The following is a 26,371-nucleotide window of genomic DNA, read 5'->3' on the forward strand; positions in this document are numbered from 1 at the left end:
ACCGTATACCGAAACGGCGCGCACCCGCGTAGGTGAAGACGGGTGAGGCGGTGCGCTGGGAACGGCTGACTAAGGGCAGTAACAACGCGCTTCGAAGCGACCGCCCTAATCTCTTCTATCCTGTATACGTTGACCCAGAGCATGGTCGGATCGCCAAGGTGGGTGACCCCGTTCCGCTGAACGTCGACCGGAAGACTGTGCCGGAAGAACCGGGACTCGTGACTGTTTGGCCCCTTAGCATGACTGGGGTAGAGAAACGGTGGCAGTGCTCTGCGGATACTTTCCAAAGTCTCGTCGATCAAGGCATGGCGAAAGTCGGCTCCTATGATCGCAAAAATGACAGGTGGAGTATCCTCTACTTGAACCGCGGTCAACGTGAGCGTATTGAACGAGACGAGATTCGTGTCACGGGGCAAGACCCGAATGGCGTGCTTGAGCTCGAAATGAACGAGCGTCCCTTGCGTGCTGCCATGACTATCTGGAACCGATCGTCTCACAATGCTGGGTATTACGGTTCCGGCATCTTGTCCGCATTGCTCCCTGACCGCAAGTTCCCTTTCCCGAAGTCGCTCTATGCGGTCGAGGATAGCCTGCGTCTAGCCGTTGGCGATAAACCGGACGCATTGGTGATTGACTTCTTTGCCGGCTCTGGAACGACTGCTCACGCTTTGGCGCGTCTCAATCGGGAAGATGACGGCCGTCGTCGCAGCATACTTGTAACCAATAATGAGGTCTCCGTTGCCGAGGCGAAGGCTTTGCGGGAACAGGGTTTTAGCCCAGGCGACCCTGCTTGGGAAGATCTTGGAATATGTCGGCACATAACTATTCCCCGAATGCGGGCGGCTGTCACGGGTATCTCCTCGACAGGGAATCCACTAAAGGGGGAATATAAATTCGGTCAAGTATTTCCGATGAGTGACGGTCTCGATGAGAATGTCGAGTTCTTTGATCTTACCTATGAGGATGCCGCAATGGTGTCCCTCGGCCGGCGATTTGAAGCTATTGCGCCGCTGCTCTGGATGAAGGCGGGAACCAAGGGGGTGCGAATCGACAAAATAAGTGACCGGGGTTGGGAAGTGCTAGACGATGCCACTTACGGTGTCCTTTTCAATACCTCCAACTGGCCTAGCTTTGTCGAGGCGGTTGTCAAGCGCAAGTCTGAGGCTTTGCCGCTCAGTCACTTGTTCATCGTGACAGATTCCCCGGTGGAGTTTCAGCAGATCGCCGGCCGTATCGATCAGGGTATTGAGTTGGTGAGGCTGTATGCCGACTACCTTCGTACCTTCGAGATTAATACACCGCGAAGGAATCGCTCCGTGGGAGATGGGTGGCGGCGGCCTGCCGTCCCGAGGCAAAGGGACAATGAACAGACCTCTGTGCCCTAAGTAGAGGGTGTCGGGTTTGGCTGCTTGGCTGGGCTTCACCCGCTACCTGGGCGGCCAGTTCAGCGGCCGGGTGCCGGTGCGGAGCGAGTTTATTTGTGGATGGACAGCACCACCGTCCACGTCAGCCTGGACGGCAAGCGCATCAAGACCGTGCCGTCCCGGCTGAACACCGCCGACCTGGTCCGGCTGCGAGCCGACGGCGCCCGTGTGGCCGGTCCCGCCCCCGCAGGAAGGGCCCCGGGTCCGCTGGCGGCCCGATGCCCGATCGAGGTGGCCCGCACCGTGAACGCCTGTGGGGTGGTGGGCCTGGCCGGACAGCAAATCACCGTCGGCGTCCCGCTGGCCGGCCGGCGCGTGACGCTGCGGCTGGACGGGCCGCTGATGCAGGTCGTCGCTGACGGGATGCTGGTGCGGATGCCGTGTCCGATCCCGCCCCAGCGGCGTGCCTGCATCAGCGACGCCCAGCTCAGCCCTCTGCCCCCGCAGGACGCGGTGCGGGTCGGGCGCAAGGTCTCGACCCGCGGCAGTTTCCAGGTCTGCGGCCAGCAGGTTCAGGTCGGCATGGTCCATGCCCGCACCGTGGTCAGCGTCGAGGTCACCGACACCACCCTGCACGTCTTCGACCAGGACGGACACCGCCTGCGGACGGTACCCCGGACCACCAGCCTGGAGGTGACCCGCTTCAAGGCCTACGGCACGAAGAACCGCACAACAGGCTAGGAACCGGAAAGCATCAACCGACACACAACCGTCAAGCCTCATCTGAAGCTAGACAACGCAACCGAAGCAATTGCCACAGGACAACCGAATCAATCTTCTACCGTCATGAGATCTGAGCAGGTCAGCGACGGGATGCTAGTCCGGCGTCACCCAGCCCGAAATAGCTTGGGAACCGAGATTGACTCAGGCGATCACCATGCCGCTGTTCTTCGGCTCCAACGCCCTCTACCCGGTGTCCGTCATGCCCGGCTGGCTCCAGGCCATCAGCAAGGTCAACCCGCTGAGCTACCAGGTGGACGCCTTGCGCGGGCTGCTGCTCGGCACGCCGGCGCATCTGCTGCCCGACTTTGCCGTTCTGCTGGTGGCCGCCGCCCTGGGCATCACCTCCGCCTCGTCGCTGCTGGCGCGGCTGGCCCGCTGACACGGCGGTCACCTCCTCTTCCAGAACGCCATCAGATCCGCCAGGGCCCTGATGATCTCAGGACGGTCCGCCGCCTCCGCCCGGCGCAGGCTGATGAGGAGCGACAGAAGGATCATGACGACGAAGAGGCCTACGACGTAGAGGAAGAGCTGCGGAGCGGCAGCGGCCACTTGCTCCAGCACGGTCCACATAGTGCCTCCCGGACGGTACCGGCCGCTGCCTCCGAAAGGCTTCGCCACGGTGCGAAGGCCTCGACGGAGGCAGGCGGACACCTGTCATCTCGCAGCGCCCGCCGAGTGCGGAGTTCGGCGGCGCGGTGCCAGGAGGGAAGGCGGACCCCAACCGAGGAAGCCTTCCTCTACCCGGTCGGCATGGTGTGGCGCCCCTGGTGGAGCGGCTCGGCGCCACTGCCGCGTTGTCCTGTTCCGCGAGTTCGGCGGAGACGGCGTCTTCGACTGCGGCGAGTTCGGCGACCTGTGCGGCCCCGTCTCGTCGACGCTGGCGGTGCCGGGGCAGACTCCTCGTCGCCGCCTGACCAGTAGCTTCGCGATATCGACCATAACCGCGCGGGCAACCCGAACACGCGTGACCCGCACATTCGTTCACCCGTTAGGTCCTGTGGCACCCTTCCGGCCGTGCATACCGGACGCCGGCCGGGCGGGGCGACACCGACCGGCCCGGGGCGCGCTCGAGCGCCCGAGAGCATGGCGTCCGTCGGCGGAACTGACAGCCGGAGGGAGCCGTTCCTAGACTTGGTTGGGAACGGAGGCCCGGCTTCCGAAGATGTGTCCGGTGCGGGAAGGCGGTGGCGCCCATGCCCTACCTGGCTGTGAGCGCGCTGAGTCATCCGGGGCTGCTCCGCGAGCGGAACGAGGACAGCCTCGTCGTCGGACCGTGGACCCTGTGCGCCACCGTGACCGAGAATCCGCAGACCCTCGTCTTCCCGCCAGGGACGCCCCTCGTCGTCGCCGTCGCGGACGGGCTCGGCGGACACCCCGGTGGCGACGTCGCCAGTGCCCTGGTCGCGCGCCGGCTCGCGTCGATCGGCTCCGCGCTGACAGATGAGGACGCCGTTCGCGCCGCCCTGGACGCGTGCAATCGTGCCGTGTTCGAGGCCTCGGGCGGTGATGAGGCAAGCGAGCTCGCCGCCATGGGGACGACGGTCGCCGGCACTGTCGTACTGCCCGACTCGCTGCTGGCCTTCAACGTGGGTGACAGCCGGGTCTTCGCGGCCTCCCCCGACGGCCTGCAGCAGGTGAGCGTCGACGACAGCCCACCCGTCGCACCCGGACAGCGCACCACGTCTCTGGTCACCCAGTGCCTGGGCGGCAGCCTGGCCTACCGCGCCGTCCGCCCCCATGTGACGACCGTGCCCCTGGCGCCCGGCGACCGGTACCTGATCTGCACCGACGGTGTGACCGACCCGTTGACGACGGACGTGCTCGAGGAGGTGATGCGGGAGCACGACGACTGCAGGGCCGCCTTCGAGCTGTGGAAGGCCGCCATCGCGGCGGGCGGCCCCGACAACATCACGCTGGCGGTCGTTCGGCTGGCGGACGAGTAGGGAGCCCGCGCCGTCGCTGGTGCTGTGGCCGGGCGTCGCGAGCCGGGAACCTGTCCGGCCGCCTAGGGGAGATCCGGGTCCTCCTGCGGAAAGCCGTACCGCCCCTGCAACCGTACGAAGCACGCCGCGGTCACCACTCGCCGTTGCTCCAGCCCCGACGCGGTGCGCACAAAGCACACCACCTGCTCGTGCCCGCCCGGTCCGATCGGCTGCACGAGGCGGCCGGACAGCCGCAGCTGTCCGACCAGCGGTGCCGGCACGTCCGGGAAGGCGGCCGAGACGACGACGGCGTCGTACGGAGCCCGGCTCGGCACGCCACCGCTGCCGTCGCCGACCCGCAACTCCACATTCCGCACGCCCTGCCTCGTGAGATTGGCGCGCGCTCTTCGGGCGATGTCCGGCCGCATCTCGACGCTGACCACGTCGGCGGCCAGCCGCGCGAGCAGTGCGGTCTGGAACCCGAGACCGGTACCGACCTCGAGGACGTGCTCACTCCCGTCCAACTCGAGGCTCTCGATCATCATGGCGGACAGCGACGGCTGCGTGGTGACCTGCCCCTGCCCGATCGGCACGGGTACGTCACGGTAGGCGGTGGAGGCCTGACCGGCCGGGACGAACTCCTCCCTGGGCGTGGTGCGCACGGCTTCGAGCAGCCGTGCGTCGCTGATCCCGGCTGCTCTGAGGGCCCGCACGAGATCTTCGGGAACGCGGGGTACGGAGGTCACGGGCGACTCACCACACCACCAGCGTAGGCGGCCGGGGCCGCCCGGCCACGAGACGCTGCGCCCGGCTACCACAGGGAATTGATCTCGATGGCCGGTGAGAGCGAGCTGCCCTGGTGCAGGCCGCGGTCCCGGCAGACGACCCGCGCACACGTCGTGCTCGGCGGCGGGACGCGGCTCAGCGCCGGCCGCGCAGACGGTCACGTAGCTCGCGCGACCGCTGGTGCTCCGGATCCCAGTCAAGGGCCTCGCCCAGCACCGCTATGGCCTCCTCGCGCCTTCCCGCGCGGCTGAGATGACGGCCGTGGCTGAAGCATCGCGCCGCTGCGGCCTCTTTCACCCGTGGGTCCAATCCACGGGTGAGGGCAACGGCACAGGCGAGCCAGCGCAGTGCGTTGTCGTACTGTTCGGGGCGGTCCGCGGCCTTGGCGGCCGCGCAGTGGACGTCGATGAGCGCGTCGCGCACCGCGAGGTTGTCCCGATGAGCTTCGTGCACTCGGTGTGCGTGGCGGATGGCCTCCTCGTAGCGGCCCTCTGTCAGCTGCCGCCAAGCCGACTTCATCAGCGAATCGAGATCGTCCCCGGGAGGCTCGGGCCGGACGGGGACCTCTGGCTTCACGGTCTGCGCGATCTCCGCGGGCAGCATGCTCAGCACCGATTCCGCCTCGGCGATGAGTTCCTTCAGGATCCTCCGGGCCTCTTCTGTACGGCCCTGCCCCGCGAGAGCGCGGGCGGACTCCAGAGGGCCGCTATGGGGAGGGGCCTGCTTCGGCACGGATCTCGGTGTCAGACCCTCGGATGCCGATACCAGCACCGGGTCCTCTTCATCGGGGAGAGACCCGTCCTTGAAATGAGCCGCGAACAGATGTGCGCCCACGGCCAGGGTGCCGGCCGGGACCTTGTGGACCGGGAGGCCGAGCGACGCGACCGCATCCTGGACCTCGGGCTGCTGCGCCAAGTTGCCCACCAGCAGCAACTCGGTGACGTCACTCGAGCGTAGCCCGGCCTCCTCCAGCAGACGAGCAAGCCGTCCCCTGGCGGCCTTCGCGCAGGCGCCCAGCTGCGCCTCGTATTCTGCCGGCAGCCGCACGTCCGAGAGCAGCTCCCTGGCCTCGGACTGGGAGCGGGACTTGCGCGCGCGTGGTACGCCCGCCGGGGTGCGCTTTTCTTGGATGTGCTCGATGGCCTTCACCAGCGCGGCGGAGCGGCGGGGGTCGGTCAGCAGCTCCGACGGGTCGCCGCCCTCATTCTGCAGCGTGCGGACGGCGTGTTGGATGAGGAAGCGAGTGAGCGCACGGCCACTCGGCTCATAGGCGCTCTCCTGTGCCAGAGTGCGGTAGACCCCGCGGGTGCCGCGTACGACGGCTGTCTCGCAGCCGCTGTACCCCATGGAGAGCACCAGGGCGGTGGACTTTCCCGTTCCTCCGGTGTGCGCGACGGTGGCCGCCATCGCGTCACTGAGCATGCGTACGCGGGGCAGGCCTGCCGCCGCGGCTGCTGCACGCAGCGCCGTGCGGCTGCGCGAGTCGTACCGCGCCGGGACGCTGAGCACCGTGCTTATCTCGCCGGGGTCGGCTGCGGGGTCGGCCCACTCGCGCACCGTGCGCAGGGCCTCGGTGACCCGTTCGTGTGTGGTGGCCTTCCGTTTGGCGCCGTTGTCGAAGTGCAGGTATTCGCCAGTGCCCAGTGCCTCCTTGAGGGTCGGGAAGGTGAGCGTCGAACTCGGAGAAGGCAAAGGAAGCGGCCAGCGTGGGCCGTCCAGTGTGCGCTGGGTGGCCGCGCCGCCACGGGCCCAGGCAGCGCGCAGCGCGGTGGCACCGACGTCGATGCCGAGGTGGAGCTGTGTCATTGGCCCTCCATGGGCGTGCGCTTTCCCTTGCCTCTGCCGTCTGCCCTCCTCTCTGTGTCGTCAGTCGAAGCGGAGCAGACCGCCGTGGTCCTCGCGACCGTCGACAATCTCCACGTCCCGGTCCCGGAAGGCTCGGCCGATGAGGCTGTTGAGGTGCATGGACTGCTGCTCGGCCAGAGCCCGATTGCCGCTGTGGTAGCTGCTCTGCAGCTTGCTGACGGACTCCTGGATCTCCCGGGCGAGGGCCGGGGCGGCTGAGTTGGTCGCCTGCTCTGCCAGCACCAGTTGCGAGGCGAGGCCGGAGCTGTACAAGTCCTTGCGCAACACGTTGATCATGCGCCCGCATTCGGCGTCGTCGGAGAAGTCCTTGGCGCGCGCGGCCTGCTCCAGGTCGCGGCGGATCTTCATGGCCTGGGTGGAGTCCATGTACTGCCCGTGCTCCTTCAGGAAACGCTTGACCTCTGCGACCGTGATCTCCAGTTCCTCGCGGACGTCGACCTCCCCCGGGTCTATGGGGTGGGCTTGCGGGGCCGGGGTGCGGTGGGTGTCGGTCCGCAGGGCCGCAGACTGCACCATGTCCGTGCCGGGCACGGCGATCCGTACGGTGACGATCCGGTCGGCGTCGTAGTTGAAGGTGACCTCCACCCGGCTGTCGACGTCGATCTCGCTGGGCAGGTCGAACTCCACTACGCCTTGTTCGTGGTTCTTGCTCGCCACGTTCGAGTCGCCCTCGTAGACGGGTACCCGAATCCGTCGCCCGTCGGTCGCCTGGAAGGTACGGGTCATCGGCTCGGGCAGCGGGTAGGAGGTGCCGCGCGGGATGATGGGGATGAAGACGTCCTGCTGGTTGCCGCGCACTGCACCGATACCCAGTGACATTCCCGTCACTTCGTAGATCTGCGGGGCCGACTGAGTGGGTGCCGCCCCCGCCAGGGAAGTTCCGCAATTGGAGCACCGCTGTGCGTCTTCCTCGTTGGTCCGCTTGCACTCGGAGTTGGGGCACTCGATGCCTTCCGTGGTGCCGGCCAGGATGGCCGCGCCGAGGGCTACGCATTCCATGGGGTTCACGTCGCGACGCACCTTCTGCGCGCCGAACTCGGCTTCCACGGTCTTGTAGACCTGCGGGACCAGGGTGGAGCCGCCGACCAGCAGCACGTCGGTGATGTCTTCCTTGGTCAGGCCCTGGTCGGCGAGGGCGCCACGCACCAGATCCATGGTCCGTTCGACGAGCGGGTTCACCAGGCGGTTGAACTCCCCGAGCGAGATGGCGGTCTCCACGTCTCCCAGTCCTCCGTCGGGGAACTTGAAGGCGCCGGGGATGATGATGTCCTGCTCGTCCTCGCTCGAGACGGCCTGGCTCAGGGCGCGCTTGACCTCCTCCGCCTTGCGCTTGACCTGCAGCCGCAAGTGCTTGTTCGCTGCCGCGGTGGGACCGGCTTCGGCGGCGATCTCTGCCATGACGAGGTCCACGATCTTGTTGTCGAAGTCGTCCCCACCGAGCCAGTTGTCGCCGACGAAGTGCAGCACCTGGAAGTGGGAGCGGCCGGTCTTGTCTCTGGTCATCTGCAGGATCGAGATGTCGAAGGTGCCGCCGCCCAGATCGTAGACGAGGACCCGCTTGCGCTCCTGCTCGGACAGTTCGAGGCCGAAAGCGATGGCGGCCGCGGTCGGTTCGTCGATGATCTTCTTGACTACGAGTCCTGCCTTCTGGCCGGCTTCGCGGGTGGCCGCACGCTGTGCGTCACGGAAATAGGCGGGGACGGTGACGACGGCGTGGGTGATCTCCTCGCCCAGCGCGCGCTCGGCGTCGCGCTTGAGCTTCTCCAGGATGATTCGCGAGATCTCGGCGGGCGTACACGTCTCGCCGCCGAGCACGACGTGCACGCGCGGGTCGTCGCCCTCGCCCGTGACGACCTCGTAGTTGAGTCGGCCGGCGGCCTCCTTGACCACGGGGTCGGCGAAGTCCCGGCCCATGAGACGTTTGACGGAGAAGATGGTGTCCGTGGGCTGCAGTTCCGCGTAGTTGACTGCGGCGCGGCCGACCAGCTGCCTGACCTTCCCCCCGGCCCCTTTGCGGATGCCGACGACCGAGGGGGTGAGGGTCTCTCCGTCGGAGTTGGTGAGGATCTTCGCAACGCTGCGGCCGCTCTCGTAGCGGCTCACGGCGCTATTGGTGGTGCCCAGGTCGATCCCGATGGCCTTCATTGCTGCTCCCTTTGCTCGCTGCTGACGGTTGGGCTGCTATTCGCTCTGCTGCGGGACAGCGACGACTACCCGTGCTGGGCGCAGGAGGCGACCGCCGAACCGGTATCCGCGCTCGAGGACCTCGACCACCTCCTCCTCACCCGCGCCCGATACAGCGCGGGTCTCGGCGACCTCGTAGGTCGTCGGTTCGCAGATGTCGCCGGGGGCGCCGAAGGGCTCCAGGTCGTGCTTCGTGCAGGCGTCCTCGAGCAGCCGGGCGACGAGACGGAGGCTCTTGAGCTGGCGTTCGAGGGTCGGCGGCGGGCCGGCGGCCAACAGCCGGTCCAGCGCGTCCAGAACCGGGATGAGATCCCCGGCGAAACGGCTTGTCTCCTCGACCTGTGTGTTGTATGCAGCCCAGCCGGAGGCATCGGCGTATGAGCTCATCGTGGCCCCTTCTTCGGTTCCGGCGCTGTGGGGTAGGGGGTCGTTCCGTCGTCGAAGCGGGCCAATTGCTCGGCCAGGCCCGGCAGACCCAGAGCCTCGGGTCCGGCGAAATCCCACTCGACTTGCGGGTTCTCCGGTGGCGGCAGCGGGACTCCGTCAAGCTCGTCTTCCAGCGGGCCGACAAGCTCCTCGGTGACGGCAAGGCTGCGTGCCACCTGAGCGGGTTCCCCCGGTTCGGCCAGCTCCCTTTCGGTCTGGCGCAGCGCCTCCCGCAGTGCTTCGCGCAGGTCTACGGGGAAGAACAACAGGTCGGCCAGGAGCCTGGTATCAAGACTGCGCAACTGACGGTGGGCGTTCTGGCCCTCCGGGGACATCAGGCCGGCCTGCATCAGCTCGAAGCTGGCGTCCTTCATGTCCGCGTGCGACGTGTGCGGGTTCACCCCGGCGGGGGCCAGGACGTCGTACGGGAACGAGCCGTCCGGCCACGGTACGTTCGGGTCTTTGATCATCGGATTCCTCGTGAGGCTGGGACTGCCGGCTACTCGTGGGTGGTGGTGTCGGGGGCGTGGCGGGTCAACCACGCGTCGAGGGAGCGTTCGAGTGCAGCTCTGGCGGCTGTGTCCTGAGGGGCATACCGGGCCGCGCGCACGGCCTTGTCGAGTCCGGCGGTGATGTCGCCACTCTGCAGTGCAGCGGCGGAGGCCGCGACGAGTGCTCCTGCGAGGGCGCGTGCGTCCTCGCCTGAGTCCTCGAGCTCGCCGGTTACCTCATCCATACGGGTGCGCATCTCCGGGACGCTGAGACCGTTGAGGAGGATCGTCTCAACGTCCCTCACGATCTCGGTGAGGGTGGCGATGAAACGGGAGTTGGTCGGCTGATGGCGGAGCCCCTCGTGCAGGAGCCGGTAGGCCTCTCGCAGGGTTCGCATCCGCCCGACGGAGTCGCCTGCGGGGATCCGCTCGGACATTCCGAAGACCAGGGAGCGTACGAGGCTGTTCCGGGGATAAACAGCCTCCGGATTGAGCTCGAGCGCACGGCGCAGGTCGGCCTCGCCGGCCGCGAGGTCCCGCGGAATTCCGTAGTCGGTGCAGGTGAAACCCCGCCACACTCCTCGGGTGGCGAGCAACTGAGCCTGCTTCGCCACGAGACGCTCTCGATCCTCGCTCGCGAGGGGGCGAAGAAGCTCGCTTGCGCCGCCGACCAGGGCAACGGCCTGGTCCAGTTTGGCACCCACCTCCGTACCCGCGGCGCCGGCCAGGGTGTTGGCCCGGCCCAATACGGTCTTCAGAATCGCGCTCTTGGTGCGCACACCCATTTTCACCGCGTCGGCCGCGCGCAGGCCCTCACGCCAGTGCACCAGCGCCTCGGAAACCGCGTCCGGCCCGTCGGCGGTGAGTGCTGCCCTTGCGCATGCGAGCCGGGCCCGTACGACCAGGTCCGCGGTATCACGCAACAGGCGGGCGCGGCGCTGGGGGAGCAGCGTGTAGACGGGGTCGCGCTCAAGGAACTCGGCGCAGTGCGGGCACGCTTCGGTGTGGCCGGCCTCGCCACGCGCCTCTTCGGGACAGTCCTCGGGCAGCCCTCTCAGGTCTGCGGGATCCACCGACAGGACGCAGAGCGCGGCCTCGAAGCGCTGGTGCCCGTAAAGCGTGAATGCGTCGGCGAGTGACGAGAACGCCCAGCGCACGCCTTGCAGGGCCTGGCCGCTCGGGCCGCCGCGCGCAGCTTCCCGCTCGAGGCCGGCCACCGTGCCCGCCAGCTGCAACTCGAGCCCCATCGTCCGGACGTACTCCGGACCGGCAGCGATGGTGTCGGATGACCCGTCTGCCAGGGGGAGCCCGCCGATCTCGCTCAACTCACGGGCGCCGTCCAGCTCGACCTCGAAGGTGGAGACCAGTTCGCGGTAATCCTCAGCCTGGGCTTCGCGGCCCTCCGCTGCGTGCCGCTCGGCGTAGCCGGCGAGCTCTTCGGTGAGCCGGCGGCTGAGGACCCAACGCAGCTGCGTGACGTCCTCGGGGGCAACGGGGCGCCGGTAGCAGTCCGTCCGGGCCTCGCTCCAGCGGTTCCAATGCCCGTCGCTGCTCAGTGCCGCCGCCCACAGCGGCATGGCTTTGTGCCAAGCGGTCACCGCCTGTTCCCAGGCGCCTCCCTCCTCGTACTCGATGGCCTGCCAGCGCCGGGCGACCGCCGCAGCATGGACCGTTTCCATGCCGCCCGGATTCTCTTCCAGTTGCTCGCCCCACAGCTCGAGTGCCTCGTCCCTGCCGTGCGCCAGCAGGCGGAGCAGCGGGGCATCCTCTGGGAGTTCGGCGCACAGGTGCTCGAGGAGGTCGGCGGCGTCGGTCGGCTCGAGCTCAGCGAGTCGGGAGCGCAGCTTCCTGGGGTGGCGTACCTGATACAGCAGCGCGTCTATCTCCAGCCGGGTCGCCGGGCGGCGCAGCTTCTCCCACGCGTCGTGCTGCTGCCCCGTCATGCCGCCGCGCTCCATGAGCACGAACGGCGCGTCCTGGATCTCGTCGATGCTGGACGCCGAGGTGACGCCCACGTCCTGCAGCGCGCTGTAGGGGAACGCGTCCTCGCCGAGTGCGTAGGGGTCGGCCACCAGCGCCTGCGTGGCCAGGCCGTCCGCCCAGGCGATTGCGTCCAGCAGCTTCCGGGTTCGGCGGCGGCGCTCTTCTGCCTCGGTCATCGCATCTCCCGCTTGCTCGTACAAGGCCAGGGCTGCGCCCCACTGCCCGGCGGCCTCCAGGGCACGGCCGCGGGCGTAAGCACCACGAGCATCGGCGTCGCGCCGCCCGGCGCAGCGGCCGAACTCCACGGCGGCGCTGGGCCAGTCACCGGCGAGCTCCGCTTCGCGGGCGCGGGCGTAGGCGACGATGGCGGATGCGTCTTGGTACTCGGCGAGCTGGGCGGCCTCGTACACCGCGTCCGTCCAGCGGCCACGGGCCTCGGCGCAGTGCGCGCGCGCGTAGCGGGCGCGCGAGCCGGCGTCCTCGAAGTCGGGTGGCAGCGCTGCATACCCGTCGGCGATGGTGGCCCAGTGCTCGGCCTCGCCCGAGGCCGCCCCTCGGACGCGCTGCTCGGCGTCCCTGGCACTGGCATAGCGTGCGCGGTCGGCCGAGTCCCGGTGGTCGCCGGGGAGCTGGGCGTAGGCTTCCACTGCCCGATTCCACTCGCCGGCCGCCTCGTGTCGGCGGGCGCGCGCGTAGTGGTACAGGCGCCGGGTGGCTTCCGCTGGTTCCGGGGCCTGGTAGGCGTCGGCCGCTTCCGCGTAGTGTGCGAGGGCTGCAGCCCAGTCGCCGCGCTGCTCGGCCTGGCCGCCGCGGGCCTTCTCCCGTAGTGCGGTGGCGGCACCACCGCGGTCGCCGTCAGCCGGATCGGCAAGGAAGTTGAGGACGCTGCTCCAGTCGCCGTGTCCTTCGGCGATACGGGCCCGGGCGTACCGGCGGCGCGCACCGACATCGCCGTGCTCGGCCTCGTCGGGCAGGCCACCGAAGCCGTGGATGACGCCCTCCCAGTCGCCACCCGCATCGGCGGCGCGGCCGCGCGCGTACCTCAGCCGCCGGCCGGTGTCCAGGAGGTGACCGGGCAGCCCTGCGTACAGGTCCGCCGCTTGTGACCAGTCCCCGGCTTGTTCGGCCAGGCGTGCACGGACGTAGACGAGCCGGCGGTCGGCATCCCCGTGCCCGGAGCAGGTCTCGTACGTGCCTGCCGCCTGCTGCCACTGGGCGTCCTGCTCGGCGAGGCGGCCGGCGCAGTACGCGGCGCTCCTCGCGGCCTCCGGGTCCGTCGCGGTCAGCCTGCCGAACAGGCCCTGCGCCGTGGCCCAGTCGCATCGCCCGGCGGCGTCCTCGGCGTCCTCTCGTATCCGGGTGCTGACCTCGTCCAGCCAGGGCTGGGCGTCCTCGCCACGTGCGGCGAGCCCGAGCAGGTGATCGAGCGCGGTCGTCCACTCCGCGACGTCGATGGCCGAGCGGGCTCGGGAGAGAAGGAGGCGAGCGGGGCTGTCGGCGAGCTCTCCCGCCCGTTCGAAGCACTCCGCCGCGTGCGCCCACTCGTCCCGGTCGGTGGCCAGTCGCCCGCGGGCGTAGGAGGCGTGGGCCGTCCACGAGGGATCGGCTTCCCCTGCAGCGAGTGCGCAGGCGTCTGTGAAGTGTTCAGCTGCCGCTTCCCACTTGTGGTCCGCCGCTGCCGCACGGCCCGCTGAGTAAGCTGCGCGAGCCCGTGCGTCCGCGAACCCGCCCGCCTTTGCATGGAGCCTGCCGGCCTCAGACCAGTCGCCGGCTTCCTCGCTCGCACGCGCGCGGCAGTAGTCCATCGCGGTGGCAGCTTCCGGGAACTGGTCCGGTGTGAGCGTGAGTGCCTTCACTTCCGCATACGCGTCGGCCGCCGACGCCCAGGCGCCCTCGGCACAGCGCCGCTCGGCCAGGTCTGTCGCGTTGCGCAGCCGTACCGCACGGATTTCCTGCATCAGGTGCTCGCGCAGTTCGGGCAGCCACTGGTCGGAGAGCGTGCCGAGCAGCTCCTCGGCGCGGTCCGCGTCACCGCTGACGGCCAGGGCCTCGCAGACCCCGGCCACCACTGGCCAGTCCCGCTCGCGGCAGGCCTCGGCGTGCAGCGCGCGGCACACCGAGTCGGTGTGATCGCGGGCTATGCGCTCCACTCGCGGCCAGTCGCCGGCATCTCGCAAGTGGTACAGGGCCGTGAGGATCGTGTCCATGCGGACGTTGCCCTCGCGCTCGTATTCGTCCAGAGCCTGTGCACCGCCGCGCAGCGGATCCTCGACGGTTACGGTCTCCCCGCGCTTCAGCGGGCGGCGAGCCTTGAACAACCAACCCTGCCGGTGGGACTCGTGGAGGAACAGCACGGGCGTGCTCCACTCGACGGTGGTGTGGTCCGGCACCGCGGAGATGGCGATCCGTGCGGCCGTCACCGCTTCGTCCACCGTCCTGTTCTCCAGCAGCTTCGCCATGAGTTCGGGGCTGAATCGGGCGGCAGCGCGGTCGCTGATGGGACCGCGCATGGCAGCGACTGCGGGCACACCGCGCGCCACCAGATCCTGGGCGAGTCCGGCGTGGGGATCCGCAGCGGCCGTCACGGCACCCGAGCACAGATTCAGGACCGCCAGCCGCAGCCGACCGGACTGGCTGAGGCTGCTCGCCAGCACGTGCGCGGGAATACTGTGGGGCTTGCCCTCCGGCGTCTGCAGAAAGACGGCGCCGACACGCTCCTCAGCGTCGAAGGTGCCGTGGGCAGCCAGGACGAGCGCACTCGGTCTCTCACCGCCTTCCTCCAGAGCGCGCACGAGATCTTCGCGTACGGCGGGGACGCGGCACGTTTCGGCGGCCAGATCCGGCAGGTTCTCCAGCCCGGCCACCTCAGCCTCCGCATCGATCGGCACCATTCCCTCGCCGGTTCCCGAAGACACGGCGATCACCACACGCACCTTGTCCGGGAGGTCCTGCGGATGCGGGGAGCGAGCGGTGCCGATTCCTGTACCAAGAGTCCGTACGAGCGAGAGATCCGGATTGAGCGCCATCCGGCCGCCCACCTTTCCGGGGGGCGAGGTGAGCACCTCGATGGGCAGCTCCTGCAGCTCGGGAGGGAGGTCGAAGCGGAGTCGCAGGCGCATGCCCCGGTTCTGCGCCTGTTCCAGCGCCTCCTTGAAGCATTGGCTCAGCGGTTCGGGAAACAGTAGTTCGTACAGACGGCGCCCCAGTTCTGGTACGGCCCTTTCCACCCTGGTCCTGCCGCGCGGCAGGTTCCCCAACTCGACGCCGATCAGCCGGTCCAGCTCGGTCCGCAACCGCGCCGACTCGCCTTCCTCGCACACGAGCATGCCGACGGCGCAGGCCGAGCCGGACGCCAGCGCCAGGTACCTGCCCGGCGCGGTGCGGCGGATGCGGATACGGAGCTCTTCGTAGCGCTGCACGGTCTGTCATCGCCTCCTGTACGTCGGGAGCCCTGCGAGGCGGAAAGCCTCGGCCAGCGCTTCGTTGTTCATCGAGACCGTCCGGTGCAGGTCGGCAACTCCCTTGTTGTGCGGGAAGTCGCGGCGCAGTGCCTCGGCGTATTCGAAGGCATCCGCCTGCCGCTGCAGCAACCCGCCGATGTCCTTGCATCGCGCGGCAATCTCCACCTGGGCGCTCAACAACTGGCCCAGGTTCAGCCGGATCAGAGCCGAATGCGGATTGAGCTCGGCGGCTCGGCGTACGTCCGCCACGCACCGGTCCAAACGGTCCCGCACGGTGCGAGGCGAGAGGCCCGTGTCCGCGAGGAGCGTGTTCGCCTTGCGGACACCACGCTGGTTGAGCGCCGAGCCCAGCCGTCCGCGCACCCGCTCAGCCGGTGCGTGGCTGCCGAGCACGTTCATGGCCAGGTCCAGGACAGCGACCACTCCGTCTTCGTCCTTGGCACGCTGCAGCGCGTCTGCACGGCCCAGGGCCACTCTCGCGACCTCCTCGCCGATCTCGTGCCCGGCAGCAGCGCTGTCCGCGAGGCCGAGTGCCCGCTGCCAGGCCGCACGCGCAACGCCCAGCTCCGGCGGCTGCTCTCGCAAGGCCTCGGTGCCCACCTTCAGGAGGATCCCGCCTGCCTGTGCCACCGCGTCGGCCGCCAACCGCCGCTGGCGGTCGTGCAGTCCGGCGTACCCGGGGTGCAGCTCGTCGAAGGCACGGCAGCTCTTCTTGCAGAGCCGAGGCTCGCCCTGAGTGGCCCACGTGGTGATCGACGATCTGAGGGTGGCGGATGACGGTCCGTTTGCGCCCTTGCGTCTGACCTCTTCCAGGCCGGACCTGCGGCATTCGGGACAACGCAGGTCGGCGAGAGTGTCGAGGGCTGCGGCGTAGGCGCCCGACTCCGACTGCACGGCGGCCAGCCCCAATGCGGAGAAATGGGACAGCAGTTCCCGGAAATCATCCGGAACCAACTCGCGCTCGACCGCGGCGACATGGGCGCCGAAGTCCGAGCACATCCCTAATTCGGCCAGGCCGAGCGGGCCGCAGGCGAACGCACGACCGCGTACACGGAAACCGCCGATCCGAGAGAGGGACTCAGCGGCGAGGGCCTCGCGCTGGAACAGCATCGGCAACGGGGATCCCTGGGGGGAGGTTTCGGGCAACTGCCCTGCAAGGTAGGATTTCAGAGCCTGTGCAACCTTGATTCGCTCTGTGTCCGGGACAGACTTCCCATATCGGTGTTCGGCATCCTCCAGGAATTCCGCCCAGGCCTCTCTGCTCGCCAGTGCAGCACCCCACGCTGCCAGGCACTGTCGCCAGGCGGTGTCCGCCTCGGCTTCAGGAAGACCGCCGTCCAAGAGCGTGCCGAGAAGCGCCAGGCCGATGGTGCGTGCCGTGCGCGGATCGCTCGGGTTCGCTCGCCAGGTATGCAGCAGCTCCTCTCGCGCCTGCCTGGTATGCCCGCCGAGGTGGAGGAGTACAGCGGCTTCGAGGCCCCCTGCCGGACTGACCTCCGTGAGGGTCGACTGCTCGACCACCAGGGTCCAGTCCGGAGCCTTGATCTCGCCGGCGGGACCGGAGGAGTCGCCGAGAGCGAGCAGCGCCGCACCGAGCTGGACCTTGCGGGCTCGCAGTTCGCGTTCGCGGCGCACACGCGGGTCTTCGTCGGAGTTCCCACGATCGATTCCTGCGGCGACCGACTGCCAGTGGCCGAGCGCGGAGGGCGGCGCTCCCTGCGGGTTCCCTGCGCGGTACAGGGCCTCACCGAGCAGCGTGTCACACCCCGGTCCCCCGGGGTGCGGGAGCAGGGCGTCGCCCGCGCCGGCCCAGTCCCCGGCACGGATGCGGACCGCCGCGAGTGAGGTTGCCGCCCGACCGGTCAGCTCCGTGTCACCGGCGCGGTCAGCGGCGTCGACAAGAGCCGCCAGCTCGGCGGTGGCCGCAGCGGTTCCACCCTCCGACTCGATGCGAGCGAGTGCGAGGGCGTAGCGGGCGCGTAACTCGCCGGGCTGCGTACGTAGCACGCGCCGCCACAGGGCCTCGGCCTGACGCCGGTGTCCGTCTCGGTACTCGAGCAGGCCGAGGTGGCGCAGGACGCGCACATCCGTCGGGCGCAGCTCGCATGCTGCTTGGAGGTGCTCTCTTACCCGTTGTGAGCGTTCCTGCTCCTGAGCGGGGCCGGCGGACTCCGCGTACCCGGTGGACTCCTTCACCGCTGCGTACAGATGCAGCTCCACGAGTTCGTCGTCGAAGTGCCCGTCCTGCATGTCTCGGTCGTCCAGGCACTGCACCGCCCCGGCGAAATCCTTACGGCGCAGGCGGTCCCAGGCCTGGGCGTAAAGCGCATGGGCAACGAGACTGCTCGTGCGCGGGTCCTCCGGATGCCGACGGTGGAGGGCGCGCCACATGCGGGTGCATTCGTCGAAGCGGCCGAGACGGTAGGCCAGAGCGCCGTGTCGGTAGAGGGCGCCGTCGGGAGCGCGGTCGCCGTCCAGGGCCAGCGCGCGGGCGTAGGCTTGCAGGGCATCTGCGGCCTCGCCCGTGCCTTCCAAGGCGAGGGCCAGGACGCGGTGGGGCACTCCGAGCCCAACCACGCTGTCGGCTGCTCCGGGGTCCGCCAGCAGCTCTTTCGCCCCGGCCCAGTCACCCGCCTGGAGTTGCAGCAGCGCCAGCACCAGCCGCGTCTCAAGGGGCGGTTCGGAACCTACTGCCACCAGGAGGTCGGCCCGCGCCGCTACTGGATCGCCCCGGAGCAGCCGGACATAGGCGCGCTGTACAAGGGCGCGCGGCTCGCCCGGGTTTCGGGCAAGGACATGGGTGAAGTACGCGTCGGCTGAGAGATGCTGACTGCTGTGGGCGGCTGCGCACCCAGCCCAGTAGAGGCCGGCTGGATCACCGGGGCACAAGGTCATGGCCTGCCCGAAGTGCAGCTGCGCGATGTCGTACTGGCCCGAGTGCAGGCACAACCGTCCGAGACCGATCTGCGCCGTTGCCGCGACGCCGGCCTCGGGGCTGTCTGCCGAGGGAGCGTGACGTGTGGCCTGCTTGAAGGCCTCCTCATAGGCGACCATCGCACCGCCCTGGTCACCGCGGGCCAAGGCGTCCTCGGCCCGCACGAGCTCGCGCCGCGCGCGGCGGAGTGTGATCTGGAGCATCGCCCTGCGACCTCCTGTTCCCGTCGTAGAGTCGCCGACGAGTCCGTCTACTGTCGGGTGTCGTCAGGCGCGGGACGCCAACAGGCCAGGTTCTTGTCGTACCGCACCGGGCCGGTGCGGAACGCTGACAGATCGAGCCCGACCAGCTGTCGGTAGGCCTCAGGAGGAAGGTCGGCTTCGAGCACCACTTGCAGTCCGCTGTCCCAGTCCTGCAGCACCAGGGGAGCAGTGACCGATGCCGGTATGGAGGTCTCGTCGGCCGGCGCCCGATTGCGGCCGGGGACCAGGCGCTCGACGAGCCGCTTGATTCCTCGGTAGGAGTCCCCTGCCGCCTCTCCGGCGAGTCCGTCGAGGAAGGCTTGCAGTGGGAGAGCAGCCAGGACGAGCCAGGCGATGTCGCCGAAGTCACGGGCGTGGTGGGTATGACGCACGGCTGTGACAAATCCGAGCTGCTCGCACCGATCGCGGAGGTCGCTCGCCGCCTTGCTGTCGACTTCGTTTCGAAGGAGCAACTCGATGTGAGTCAGAGGCTCGTTGATAGCCGGGCTCCCGTTCACCAGTACGCAACCCCACCCCGTGTTCGTGTTCGGCACCACCCGTGCCGAAGATGCCCACTCCTGTCACCAAACGCGCGGAGCACAGATAACGACGCCGGGCGTACGGTGCCGGTTTCAGAGTAGACAGGCAGGGCTCATCAAAATCATCAACTCTCCATATTTCCCCACACATTGCGTACGGCAACAACACAAGACCGGCCCGCTGTCGGCACGCTGAAGTTCGGCTTGCCGAGCCGGCCCCGACGCCCACCTGCGCGGGGTGGCGCGCCCGAACCTCAGCGCACCGCCCCACCGCCACTAACGTTGTGAGTCGAGTTCAATCGCCGGGCAGTGGTCCATCACCATGTCCAGGCCGGCCTCGCGGGTGCGGTCGTACGCCTGCTCGTCGATGACACCCAGCTGGAACCAGACGGCCTTGGCGCCCATCGCGACGGCCTCGTCGGCGACCGGACCCGCCAGGTCGCTGTTGACGAAGACGTCGACGACGTCAACAGGGAACGGGATGGCGTCCAGCGACGGGTAGCCCTGCTCGCCGTGGACCGTCTCCGCCTTCGGGTGGACCGGCACGATGCGCTTTCCGAAGCTCTGGAGCACGGCGGCGACCCGGTAGGCCGGACGGTTCTGGTTCGTGGACAGGCCCACGACGGCCCAGGTGTCGCCCAGCTCGTTGAGGATCTTGCGGATCGTTGCTGCGTCGCCGTACACGGCCGGTCTCCTTCGACGTCCCCGGCGCGGCATTTCCGCGCCCGCTGCTGTGAGGGCAACATCGGCCCCGGCGCGGGGATTCCCCCGAAGCCGCGGGAGCGGAGGCAGGACAGCGGTCCGTGACCTGATGGGGTACGTGTGTCCGGAACACTGCCCGCTTCCCGGCGTCGGGGCGCTCGCCCGCCTACGCTCACCCCGTGCTCCGTATCATCGACGCCCGCGACGGCGAGCCCACCGAGGTCCGTCCGGGTCTGATCCGCGTCCACGCGCATGTGACCGGCGCCGACACCACGGCCCTGCGGGTGCTGCTGGTGGCCGACGTGCTGGCCAGGGCCCTGGAACTCGGCGGTACACCCGTCGTCACGGTCGCCGCCCCGACCACCGCGCTCCGGGCACGCGCCGACGACCTCGGTATCCGCCCCGCCGAGCCCGACGCCCCTGGGGTCGGACGCGTGCTGCACGTTGTCGGGGCGCAGGACGCCGCACCCGACGGGGTGCGCGTCGAGGTCGCCCCGGCGACCGGACCCGTCGGCGCCTCCGTCCCGGCCTCGGCCGTACGCCTCGCTCTGCTCGCCCACCGGCGTCGGCATCCCGTGGACCTCGGCGCGGCGGTTCTGGCAGAGGCGCGGGACACGCTCGTCCGCTGGCGCAAGGCCGTCGCCGGCTGGGCGACCCGGCCCTCCCGACCCATCCCCGCACAGGTACGGGACCAATTGCGCGCCGCCTGGGAGGACGACCTCGACGTACCGGCCGTCCTGGCGGCGCTGCGTCGCGTGGAGGAGGCCGACGAGATGCCGGACGGGGCACGCTTCGAGGCATACGCCTACGCCGACCGGCTGCTCGGCCTGGAGCTCACCCGCGAGATCGGGGCCTCGACATGATCGCGCACTCCGGGGAAGGCCCGCTGCACAGACTCGTGGTGCTGCGGCACGCCAAGTCCGCCTGGCCCGTCGGTGTGTCCGACCACGAACGGCCACTCGCGCCGCGCGGCCGCCGCGACGCGCCGGCGGCCGGGCGCGCGCTCGCCGAGTCCGACTGGCTGCCCGACCTCGTCCTGTGCTCCACCGCCGTCCGTGCCCGCCAGACGTGGGAGCTGGCCTCGGCCCAGTGGGGCACCCCGCCCGCCGTGCGGCTCGACCCGCGGCTGTACGCCGCCGACGTGCCCGAGCTGCTCGAGAGCGTGCACCAAGTGCCCACCGAGGTGCAGACCTTGCTGCTCATCGGTCACAATCCGGGGCTCGCGGAACTGATTCTCGAACTGGCCGGGGAGGGCCTCGACGACACCATGGACCGGGTTCGAGCCAAGTTCCCCACCTCGGCGATCGCCGTCCTCTCCTGGCACGGCGGCACCTGGCACTCCCTGGCCCCCCGCATGGCGCTCCTGACGGACGTGATCGTGCCGAGAGGCAAGAAGAAGTGAGCGTGCTCCTGACCGGCTCCTTTGCCGGCGTCGGAAGAGCCGACGGTTTTCGCGCGGGGTCGTGAGCGGCGACACGCCGTGGAGCCACGCAGCGCAGTACTCGGCGATCCGAGACGGGACGAGATCCACGGGGCGAACAGGTCGGCGATCGGGGACTCCGGGAAGGGCCACCCACGGATGGAGCAGCCGGAGTCCCGGGCTGCGGCCGTCACCACGCCCGGCCCGCACGCAGGGCCCGCGCGCATGCCCCATACGCTGGACTCATGCCGGAGGAGTACCACACAGTCGCCCGCGCGGGCGTACACGAGACCGAGGTCAACCGTTCCCGGTTCCTGTGCGCCCTCGCCCCTGCCGCCACCGAACGGGAGGCCCAGGACTTCATTGCCGCCGTCCGCAAGGAACACGCCGACGCCACCCACAACTGCTTCGCGTACGTCATCGGTGCCGACGCCGCGATCCAGAAGGCGAGCGACGACGGCGAACCCGGCGGGACCGCCGGCGTCCCCATGCTCCAGATGCTGCTGCGCCGTGACATGCGCTACGTCGTCGCCGTCGTCACCCGGTACTACGGCGGCGTGAAACTGGGAGCGGGCGGACTCATCAGGGCGTACGGGGGTGCCGTGGGGGAGGCCCTGGACGCCGTCGGGACGATCACCCGCCGCCGCTTCCGGCTCGCCACGGTGACCGTCGACCACCAGCGCGCGGGCAAAGTGGAGAACGACCTGCGGGCGACCGGGCGCGAGGTACGGGACGTCCGGTACGGGGAGGCGGTCACGATCGAGATCGGTCTGCCGGACTCCGAAGTGGAGGCCTTCCGGTCGTGGCTCGCGGACGTCACCGCGGGCACGGCCGGGTTCGAACCGGGCGGAGAGGTCTACGGGGACGCATGACGGACGGACCGGACGTCCGAGAGACAGTCGCCCCTGGGGGCCCGATACGGGAGTAACCGCCCGTGGTGTCAGACCCGCCCGTTAGTCTCGAGGATCATGAGGCTGCTGCACACGTCCGACTGGCATCTGGGCCGGGCGTTTCATCGGGTGAACATGCTCGACGCCCAGGCCGAGTTCGTCGGCCACGTCGTCTCGACCGTGCGCGAACGCGGTGTGGACGCCGTCGTCGTGTCGGGAGACGTGTACGACCGCGCGGTGCCGCCGCTCGCCGCCGTCGAGCTGTTCGACGACGCCCTGCACCGGCTCGCCGACCTCGGCGTGCCCACGATGATGATCTCTGGCAACCACGACTCGGCGCGCCGCCTCGGCGTCGGTGCCGGGCTCATCGGGCGTGCGGGCATCCATCTGCGGACGGAACCCGCGGCCTGCGGGACGCCGGTCGTGCTGGCCGACGCCCACGGGGGCGTGGCCTTCTACGGGCTGCCCTATCTCGAACCCGCCCTGGTCAAGGACGAGTTCCTGGTGGAGCAGGCGGGGCACGAGGCGGTGCTCGCGGCCGCGATGGACCGGGTCCGCGCCGATCTTGCCACACGCGCGCCGGGCACCCGTTCCGTCGTTCTCGCCCATGCGTTCGTCACCGGCGGGGAGCCCAGCGACAGTGAGCGGGACATCACGGTCGGCGGTGTCGCGGCCGTCCCCGCCGGCGTCTTCGACGGCGTGGACTACGTGGCGCTCGGTCATCTCCACGGCAGCCAGATCATCACCGAGCGGATCCGCTACTCCGGCTCCCCGTTGGCGTACTCCTTCTCGGAGGCCGGTCACCGCAAGAGCATGTGGCTGGTCGACCTCGGGGCCGACGGCTCGGTCACGGCGGAGCGCGTCGACTGCCCGGTGCCGCGGCCCCTCGCTCGGATCCGGGGCCGGCTGGAGGAACTGCTCGCAGATCCGGAGCTGGACCGTCACGAGGAGGCGTGGGTGGAGGCCACCCTCACGGACCCGGTGCGGCCTGCCGAGCCCATGGCCCGGCTGGCCGGGCGCTTTCCCCACACGCTCAGTCTCGTCTTCGAACCCGAGCGTGCCCCCGAGGAGCCCGAGGCGTCGTACGCGCGCCGGCTGGCGGGCCGTTCCGACCGGGAGATCGCGGAGGACTTCGTGGCGCATGTGCGCGGTTCGGGGCCCGACGAGCGGGAACGGCTGGTGCTCCAGGACGCGTTCGACGCGGTGCGCGCCGACGCCGCGGTCCGGGAGGTCGCCCGGTGACCCTGCGCTCGCGCGACACGGAGGGAGCCCAGTGAGGCTGCACCGGCTCGACATCACCGCCTTCGGACCCTTCGCCGGGACGCAGCGAGTCGACTTCGACGCACTCTCCGCCGCCGGATTGTTCCTGCTGCACGGACCGACGGGCGCCGGCAAGACGTCCGTCCTGGACGCCGTGTGTTACGCGCTGTACGGAGCCGTGCCCGGCGCCCGCCAGAGCGGTCAGGGCCTGACCCTGCGCAGCGACCACGCCGCGCCGCAGACGCGCACCGGGATCCGGCTCGAACTCACCGTCGCCGGACGCCGGTTGGAGATCACCCGGCAGCCGCCGTGGGAGCGCCCCAAGAAGCGCGGCACGGGTACGACGACCGACAAGGCGCAGACCTGGCTGCGCGAGTACGACACGTCGGTCGGCGCCTGGAAGGACCTCAGCCGCTCCCACCAGGAGGTCGGCGAGGAGATCACCCAGCTGCTCGGCATGAGCCGGGAGCAGTTCTGCCAGGTCGTGCTGCTGCCGCAGGGCGACTTCGCCCGCTTTCTGCGCGCCGACGCCGAGGCCCGCGGCAAACTGCTCGGGCGCCTGTTCGACACCCATCGCTTCGCCGAGGTCGAAAAGCGCCTCGCGGAGCGGCGCAGGGCGACGGAGGCCGAGGTGCGGGACGGGGACGCCGTGCTGCTCGCCGACGCCCACCGGATGCAGCAGGCGGCGGGTGACGCCCTGCCCCTGCCGGACCTCGCCCCGGGCGACCCCGGGCTCGCCGACGCCGTCCTGAGCTGGGCCGCCGTCGCCCGCAGCACCGCGCGCGAGCGGCTCACCCTCGCACACTGCGCCCGCGCCGCCGCCGAGTCGGCGCGGGCCGAGGCCGAGCATCTCCGCGGTGAGACACGCGAACGGGCCCGGCTCCAGCGCAGCTTCGCCGAGGCACGGGAGCGGGCGGCGCTGCTGGCGGAACGGGCCGACGCCCGCCGGGAGGCACGGGACCGCATGGAGCGCTCCCGGAAGGCCGAGAGGGTGGCGCCCGCTCTCGACCTGCGCGAGACAGCGGAGACCGAGCACCGGCGCGCCGCCGCCGACGAGGCCCGTGCGCGTGCGCGGCTGCCCGAGAAGTTCGCGCAGGACGGTGCGGCGGGGCTCGGCGCCGCCGCGCGCCGGGTCGCCGAGGAACTCGGCGGACTCGAGTCGGCCCGCCGCACCGAACAGCGGCTGGCCGAACTCGCCGCGGAGCGGGCGGACCTGGAGCGCGAGGAGCGCTCCGACGAGACGGTCCTGCAGGACGCCGAGGAGTGGCTGGCCGTCTGGGAGGAGACCCGGGCGGCCCTGCAGTCCCGGATCGATGCGGCACAGCAGGACGCCACCCGGGCCGAGCAGCTCGCGGTGCAGCGCGAGCCCGCGCAGCGCCGGCTCAGGGCGGCTCGTCAGCGCGACGAGCTCGCCCGGGACACCGAGGCGGCTCAGGCCCGTGCGCTCGCCTCCCGTGAGCGGGCGCTGAAGAGCCGCGAACACTGGCTGGACCTCAAGGAACAGCGACTCAAGGGCATCGCCGCCGAACTCGCAGCCGGACTCGTCGACGGCGAACCCTGCAGCGTCTGCGGCGCCGTCGAACACACTGCGCCCGCGCAGAAGGTCGCCGGACACGTCGACCGTGAGACGGAGGAACGGGCCCTCGCCGCTCATCGGCATGCCGAAGAGGAGCGAGCCGAGGACGAGCGGCGGCTCGGCCTCGTGAGGGAGGCGCTTGCCGCCGCGACCGCCGAGGCCGGCGATGCCCCCACGCCCCTGCTGGCCGAACAGTGGGAGGAAGCGGAGCGGCGCTACCGCACGGCACGCGCGGGCGCCACACAACTGCACTCCGTGCAGGAGGAGTTGAGACGGGCCGAGCACGAGTGGCAGCGGCGTACGGCGGACCGGCAGCAGGCCGCCCTGCGCGGGGCGGCCCGCGTCTCCCACAGAGACGCTCTGGACCGCGAACAGGCGGCACTCGAAGAGGAGCTGCGGCGCGCCCGGGGCGACGCCGGCAGTGTCGCGGCACGCGCGGGGCAACTGGAGCGCAGGGCCGCCCTGCTCACCGAGGCCGCCGACGCCGCCCGCGCCGCCGAGGACACCGCACAGCGGCTCAAGGACGCCGATGCGCGCCTTGCCGACGCCGCCTTCCGCGCCGGGTTCGACACCCCGCAGGCCGCGGCCGAAGCCCTCCTCGACGATGCGGCCCACCGCGAGTTGCAGCAGCGGCTCGACGCGTGGCAGCAGGAGGAGGCCGCCGTGCACGCGGTGCTCAGCGACGCCGGCACGGTGACAGCTGCGCAGCAGCCGGCCGTGGACCTCGAAGCCATCGAACGGGCCGCCGAAGCCGCCGCCCGCCGACTCCAGGAGGCGGTCTCCGCCCAGGACGCGGCGGCGCGGCGCTGCGCCGAACTCGACCGGCTGTCCGCGCGTGCCACCGCGTCCGTTCGCCGGCTCGCGCCTCTGCGCGAGGAGTACGACCGGGTGGCCCGGCTGGCGTCCCTGGCGGCGGGCACCTCGGCGGACAACGAACGAAAGATGCGCCTGGAGTCGTATGTGCTCGCTGCCCGCCTCGAACAGGTGGCGGCCGCCGCGACCCTGCGACTGCAGCGCATGTCATCGGGCCGATACACCCTGGTCCACTCCGACGACCGCTCGGGCCGCGGTCGCAGCGGGCTCGGACTCCATGTCGTCGACGCGTGGACCGGGCGGGAGCGGGACACGGCGACCCTCTCCGGCGGGGAGACGTTCTTCGCGTCCCTCGCGCTCGCCCTCGGACTCGCGGACGTCGTCACCGACGAGGCCGGCGGCGTCCGCCTCGACACGCTCTTCATCGACGAGGGCTTCGGCAGCCTCGATGACCAGACCCTCGACGAGGTCCTCGACGTGCTCGACTCGCTGCGGGAGCGGGACCGCAGCGTGGGCATCGTGAGCCATGTGGCGGATCTGCGGCGTCGTATCCACGCCCAATTGGAGGTCGTGAAGGGCAGGACGGGATCGATCCTGCGGCAGCGGAGCGGCGGCTGAGACGGCCGCCATCACGAGGCGGCCCCCGCCCACGGCCGGAGAGCCGTCGACGGGGGCCACTGCCGTGCGGGGTGTCTAGTGCGGCGACCGGAAAGGTTCACCGGCCACAG

The 26,371-nt window shown here is 70.0% G+C and carries 18 protein-coding genes and 1 pseudogene; 9 read left to right on the forward strand and 10 right to left on the reverse strand.

The window, feature by feature from the left end; genetic code table 11:
- Positions 1-32 precede the first annotated feature (32 nt).
- The 3 genes and pseudogenes from VXC91_RS19865 to VXC91_RS19875 form a co-directional block, all read left to right on the forward strand.
- Positions 33-1,385 (forward strand): DNA methyltransferase, encoded by a 1,353-nt coding sequence (locus VXC91_RS19865; RefSeq protein ID WP_329508625.1) that lies wholly within the window; start codon positions 33-35, stop codon positions 1,383-1,385.
- 99 nt (positions 1,386-1,484) lie between these two features.
- The gene (locus tag VXC91_RS19870; protein WP_329508626.1) at positions 1,485-2,105 is read left to right on the forward strand and encodes a hypothetical protein; all 621 of its coding nucleotides are present in this window, start codon (positions 1,485-1,487) and stop codon (positions 2,103-2,105) included.
- A gap of 184 nt (positions 2,106-2,289) precedes the next feature.
- Positions 2,290-2,526: pseudogene (locus tag VXC91_RS19875) on the forward strand (ABC transporter permease); the annotation flags it as partial.
- A gap of 8 nt (positions 2,527-2,534) precedes the next feature.
- Here the strand turns inward: VXC91_RS19875 and VXC91_RS19880 are convergent.
- Entirely contained in the window at positions 2,535-2,717 is a 183-nt protein-coding gene (locus VXC91_RS19880) for a hypothetical protein (protein ID WP_329508627.1), read from the reverse strand.
- 623 nt (positions 2,718-3,340) lie between these two features.
- Here VXC91_RS19880 and VXC91_RS19885 point away from each other — a divergent pair.
- Complete coding sequence (locus VXC91_RS19885) at positions 3,341-4,090, forward strand: PP2C family protein-serine/threonine phosphatase (protein ID WP_329508628.1); 750 nt, start codon at positions 3,341-3,343, stop codon at positions 4,088-4,090.
- A 62-nt stretch (positions 4,091-4,152) separates the two neighbouring features.
- On the opposite strand, the gene VXC91_RS19890 is transcribed toward VXC91_RS19885, so the two are convergent.
- The 9 genes from VXC91_RS19890 to VXC91_RS19930 all read right to left on the reverse strand — a co-directional run bounded on the left by VXC91_RS19890 (position 4,153) and on the right by VXC91_RS19930 (position 19,666).
- Positions 4,153-4,815 carry a protein-L-isoaspartate(D-aspartate) O-methyltransferase gene (locus VXC91_RS19890; protein WP_329508629.1) on the reverse strand — a complete coding sequence of 221 codons (663 nt, stop codon included), beginning with the start codon at positions 4,813-4,815 and terminating at the stop codon, positions 4,153-4,155.
- Between the two features lie 175 nt (positions 4,816-4,990).
- Positions 4,991-6,661 (reverse strand): Hsp70 family protein, encoded by a 1,671-nt coding sequence (locus VXC91_RS19895; protein ID WP_329508630.1) that lies wholly within the window; start codon positions 6,659-6,661, stop codon positions 4,991-4,993.
- Positions 6,662-6,721: 60 nt separating this feature from the next.
- Entirely contained in the window at positions 6,722-8,866 is a 2,145-nt protein-coding gene (locus VXC91_RS19900; RefSeq protein WP_329508631.1) for an Hsp70 family protein, read from the reverse strand.
- 36 nt (positions 8,867-8,902) lie between these two features.
- Entirely contained in the window at positions 8,903-9,292 is a 390-nt protein-coding gene (locus VXC91_RS19905) for a nucleotide exchange factor GrpE (protein WP_329508632.1), read from the reverse strand.
- Positions 9,289-9,801, reverse strand: coding sequence for a hypothetical protein (locus VXC91_RS19910; RefSeq protein WP_329508633.1), 513 nt, complete (start codon positions 9,799-9,801; stop codon positions 9,289-9,291). The genes VXC91_RS19905 and VXC91_RS19910 overlap by 4 nt, the downstream gene beginning before the upstream one ends.
- 29 nt (positions 9,802-9,830) lie before the next feature.
- Positions 9,831-15,224: a CHAT domain-containing protein gene (locus VXC91_RS19915; RefSeq protein ID WP_329508634.1), complete on the reverse strand. Its 5,394-nt coding sequence runs from the start codon at positions 15,222-15,224 to the stop codon at positions 9,831-9,833.
- 6 nt (positions 15,225-15,230) lie between these two features.
- Positions 15,231-18,404, reverse strand: a complete 3,174-nt coding sequence (locus tag VXC91_RS19920; protein WP_329508635.1) for a hypothetical protein — start codon at positions 18,402-18,404, stop codon at positions 15,231-15,233.
- 47 nt (positions 18,405-18,451) lie between these two features.
- Complete coding sequence (locus VXC91_RS19925; protein WP_329508636.1) at positions 18,452-18,835, reverse strand: hypothetical protein; 384 nt, start codon at positions 18,833-18,835, stop codon at positions 18,452-18,454.
- Positions 18,836-19,258: 423 nt separating this feature from the next.
- A complete protein-coding gene (locus VXC91_RS19930; RefSeq protein ID WP_329508637.1) occupies positions 19,259-19,666 on the reverse strand; it encodes a CoA-binding protein in 408 nt (135 codons plus the stop codon).
- Positions 19,667-19,863: 197 nt separating this feature from the next.
- On the opposite strand from VXC91_RS19930, the gene VXC91_RS19935 reads away from it, so the two are divergent.
- The 5 genes from VXC91_RS19935 (at position 19,864) to VXC91_RS19955 (ending at position 26,261) form a co-directional block, all read left to right on the forward strand.
- Complete coding sequence (locus VXC91_RS19935) at positions 19,864-20,547, forward strand: hypothetical protein (RefSeq protein WP_329508638.1); 684 nt, start codon at positions 19,864-19,866, stop codon at positions 20,545-20,547.
- Positions 20,544-21,086 carry a SixA phosphatase family protein gene (locus tag VXC91_RS19940; protein WP_329508639.1) on the forward strand — a complete coding sequence of 181 codons (543 nt, stop codon included), beginning with the start codon at positions 20,544-20,546 and terminating at the stop codon, positions 21,084-21,086. The genes VXC91_RS19935 and VXC91_RS19940 overlap by 4 nt, the downstream gene beginning before the upstream one ends.
- Positions 21,087-21,349: 263 nt before the next feature.
- Complete coding sequence (locus VXC91_RS19945; RefSeq protein ID WP_329508640.1) at positions 21,350-21,976, forward strand: YigZ family protein; 627 nt, start codon at positions 21,350-21,352, stop codon at positions 21,974-21,976.
- 96 nt (positions 21,977-22,072) lie between these two features.
- Positions 22,073-23,236 carry an exonuclease SbcCD subunit D gene (locus VXC91_RS19950; protein ID WP_329508641.1) on the forward strand — a complete coding sequence of 388 codons (1,164 nt, stop codon included), beginning with the start codon at positions 22,073-22,075 and terminating at the stop codon, positions 23,234-23,236.
- Between the two features lie 31 nt (positions 23,237-23,267).
- Positions 23,268-26,261: an SMC family ATPase gene (locus VXC91_RS19955; RefSeq protein WP_329508642.1), complete on the forward strand. Its 2,994-nt coding sequence runs from the start codon at positions 23,268-23,270 to the stop codon at positions 26,259-26,261.
- The last annotated feature ends 110 nt before the right edge of the window (positions 26,262-26,371 follow it).

It is taken from the genome of Streptomyces chiangmaiensis, assembly GCF_036281785.1.
GTDB classification, from domain to species: domain Bacteria; phylum Actinomycetota; class Actinomycetes; order Streptomycetales; family Streptomycetaceae; genus Streptomyces; species Streptomyces chiangmaiensis.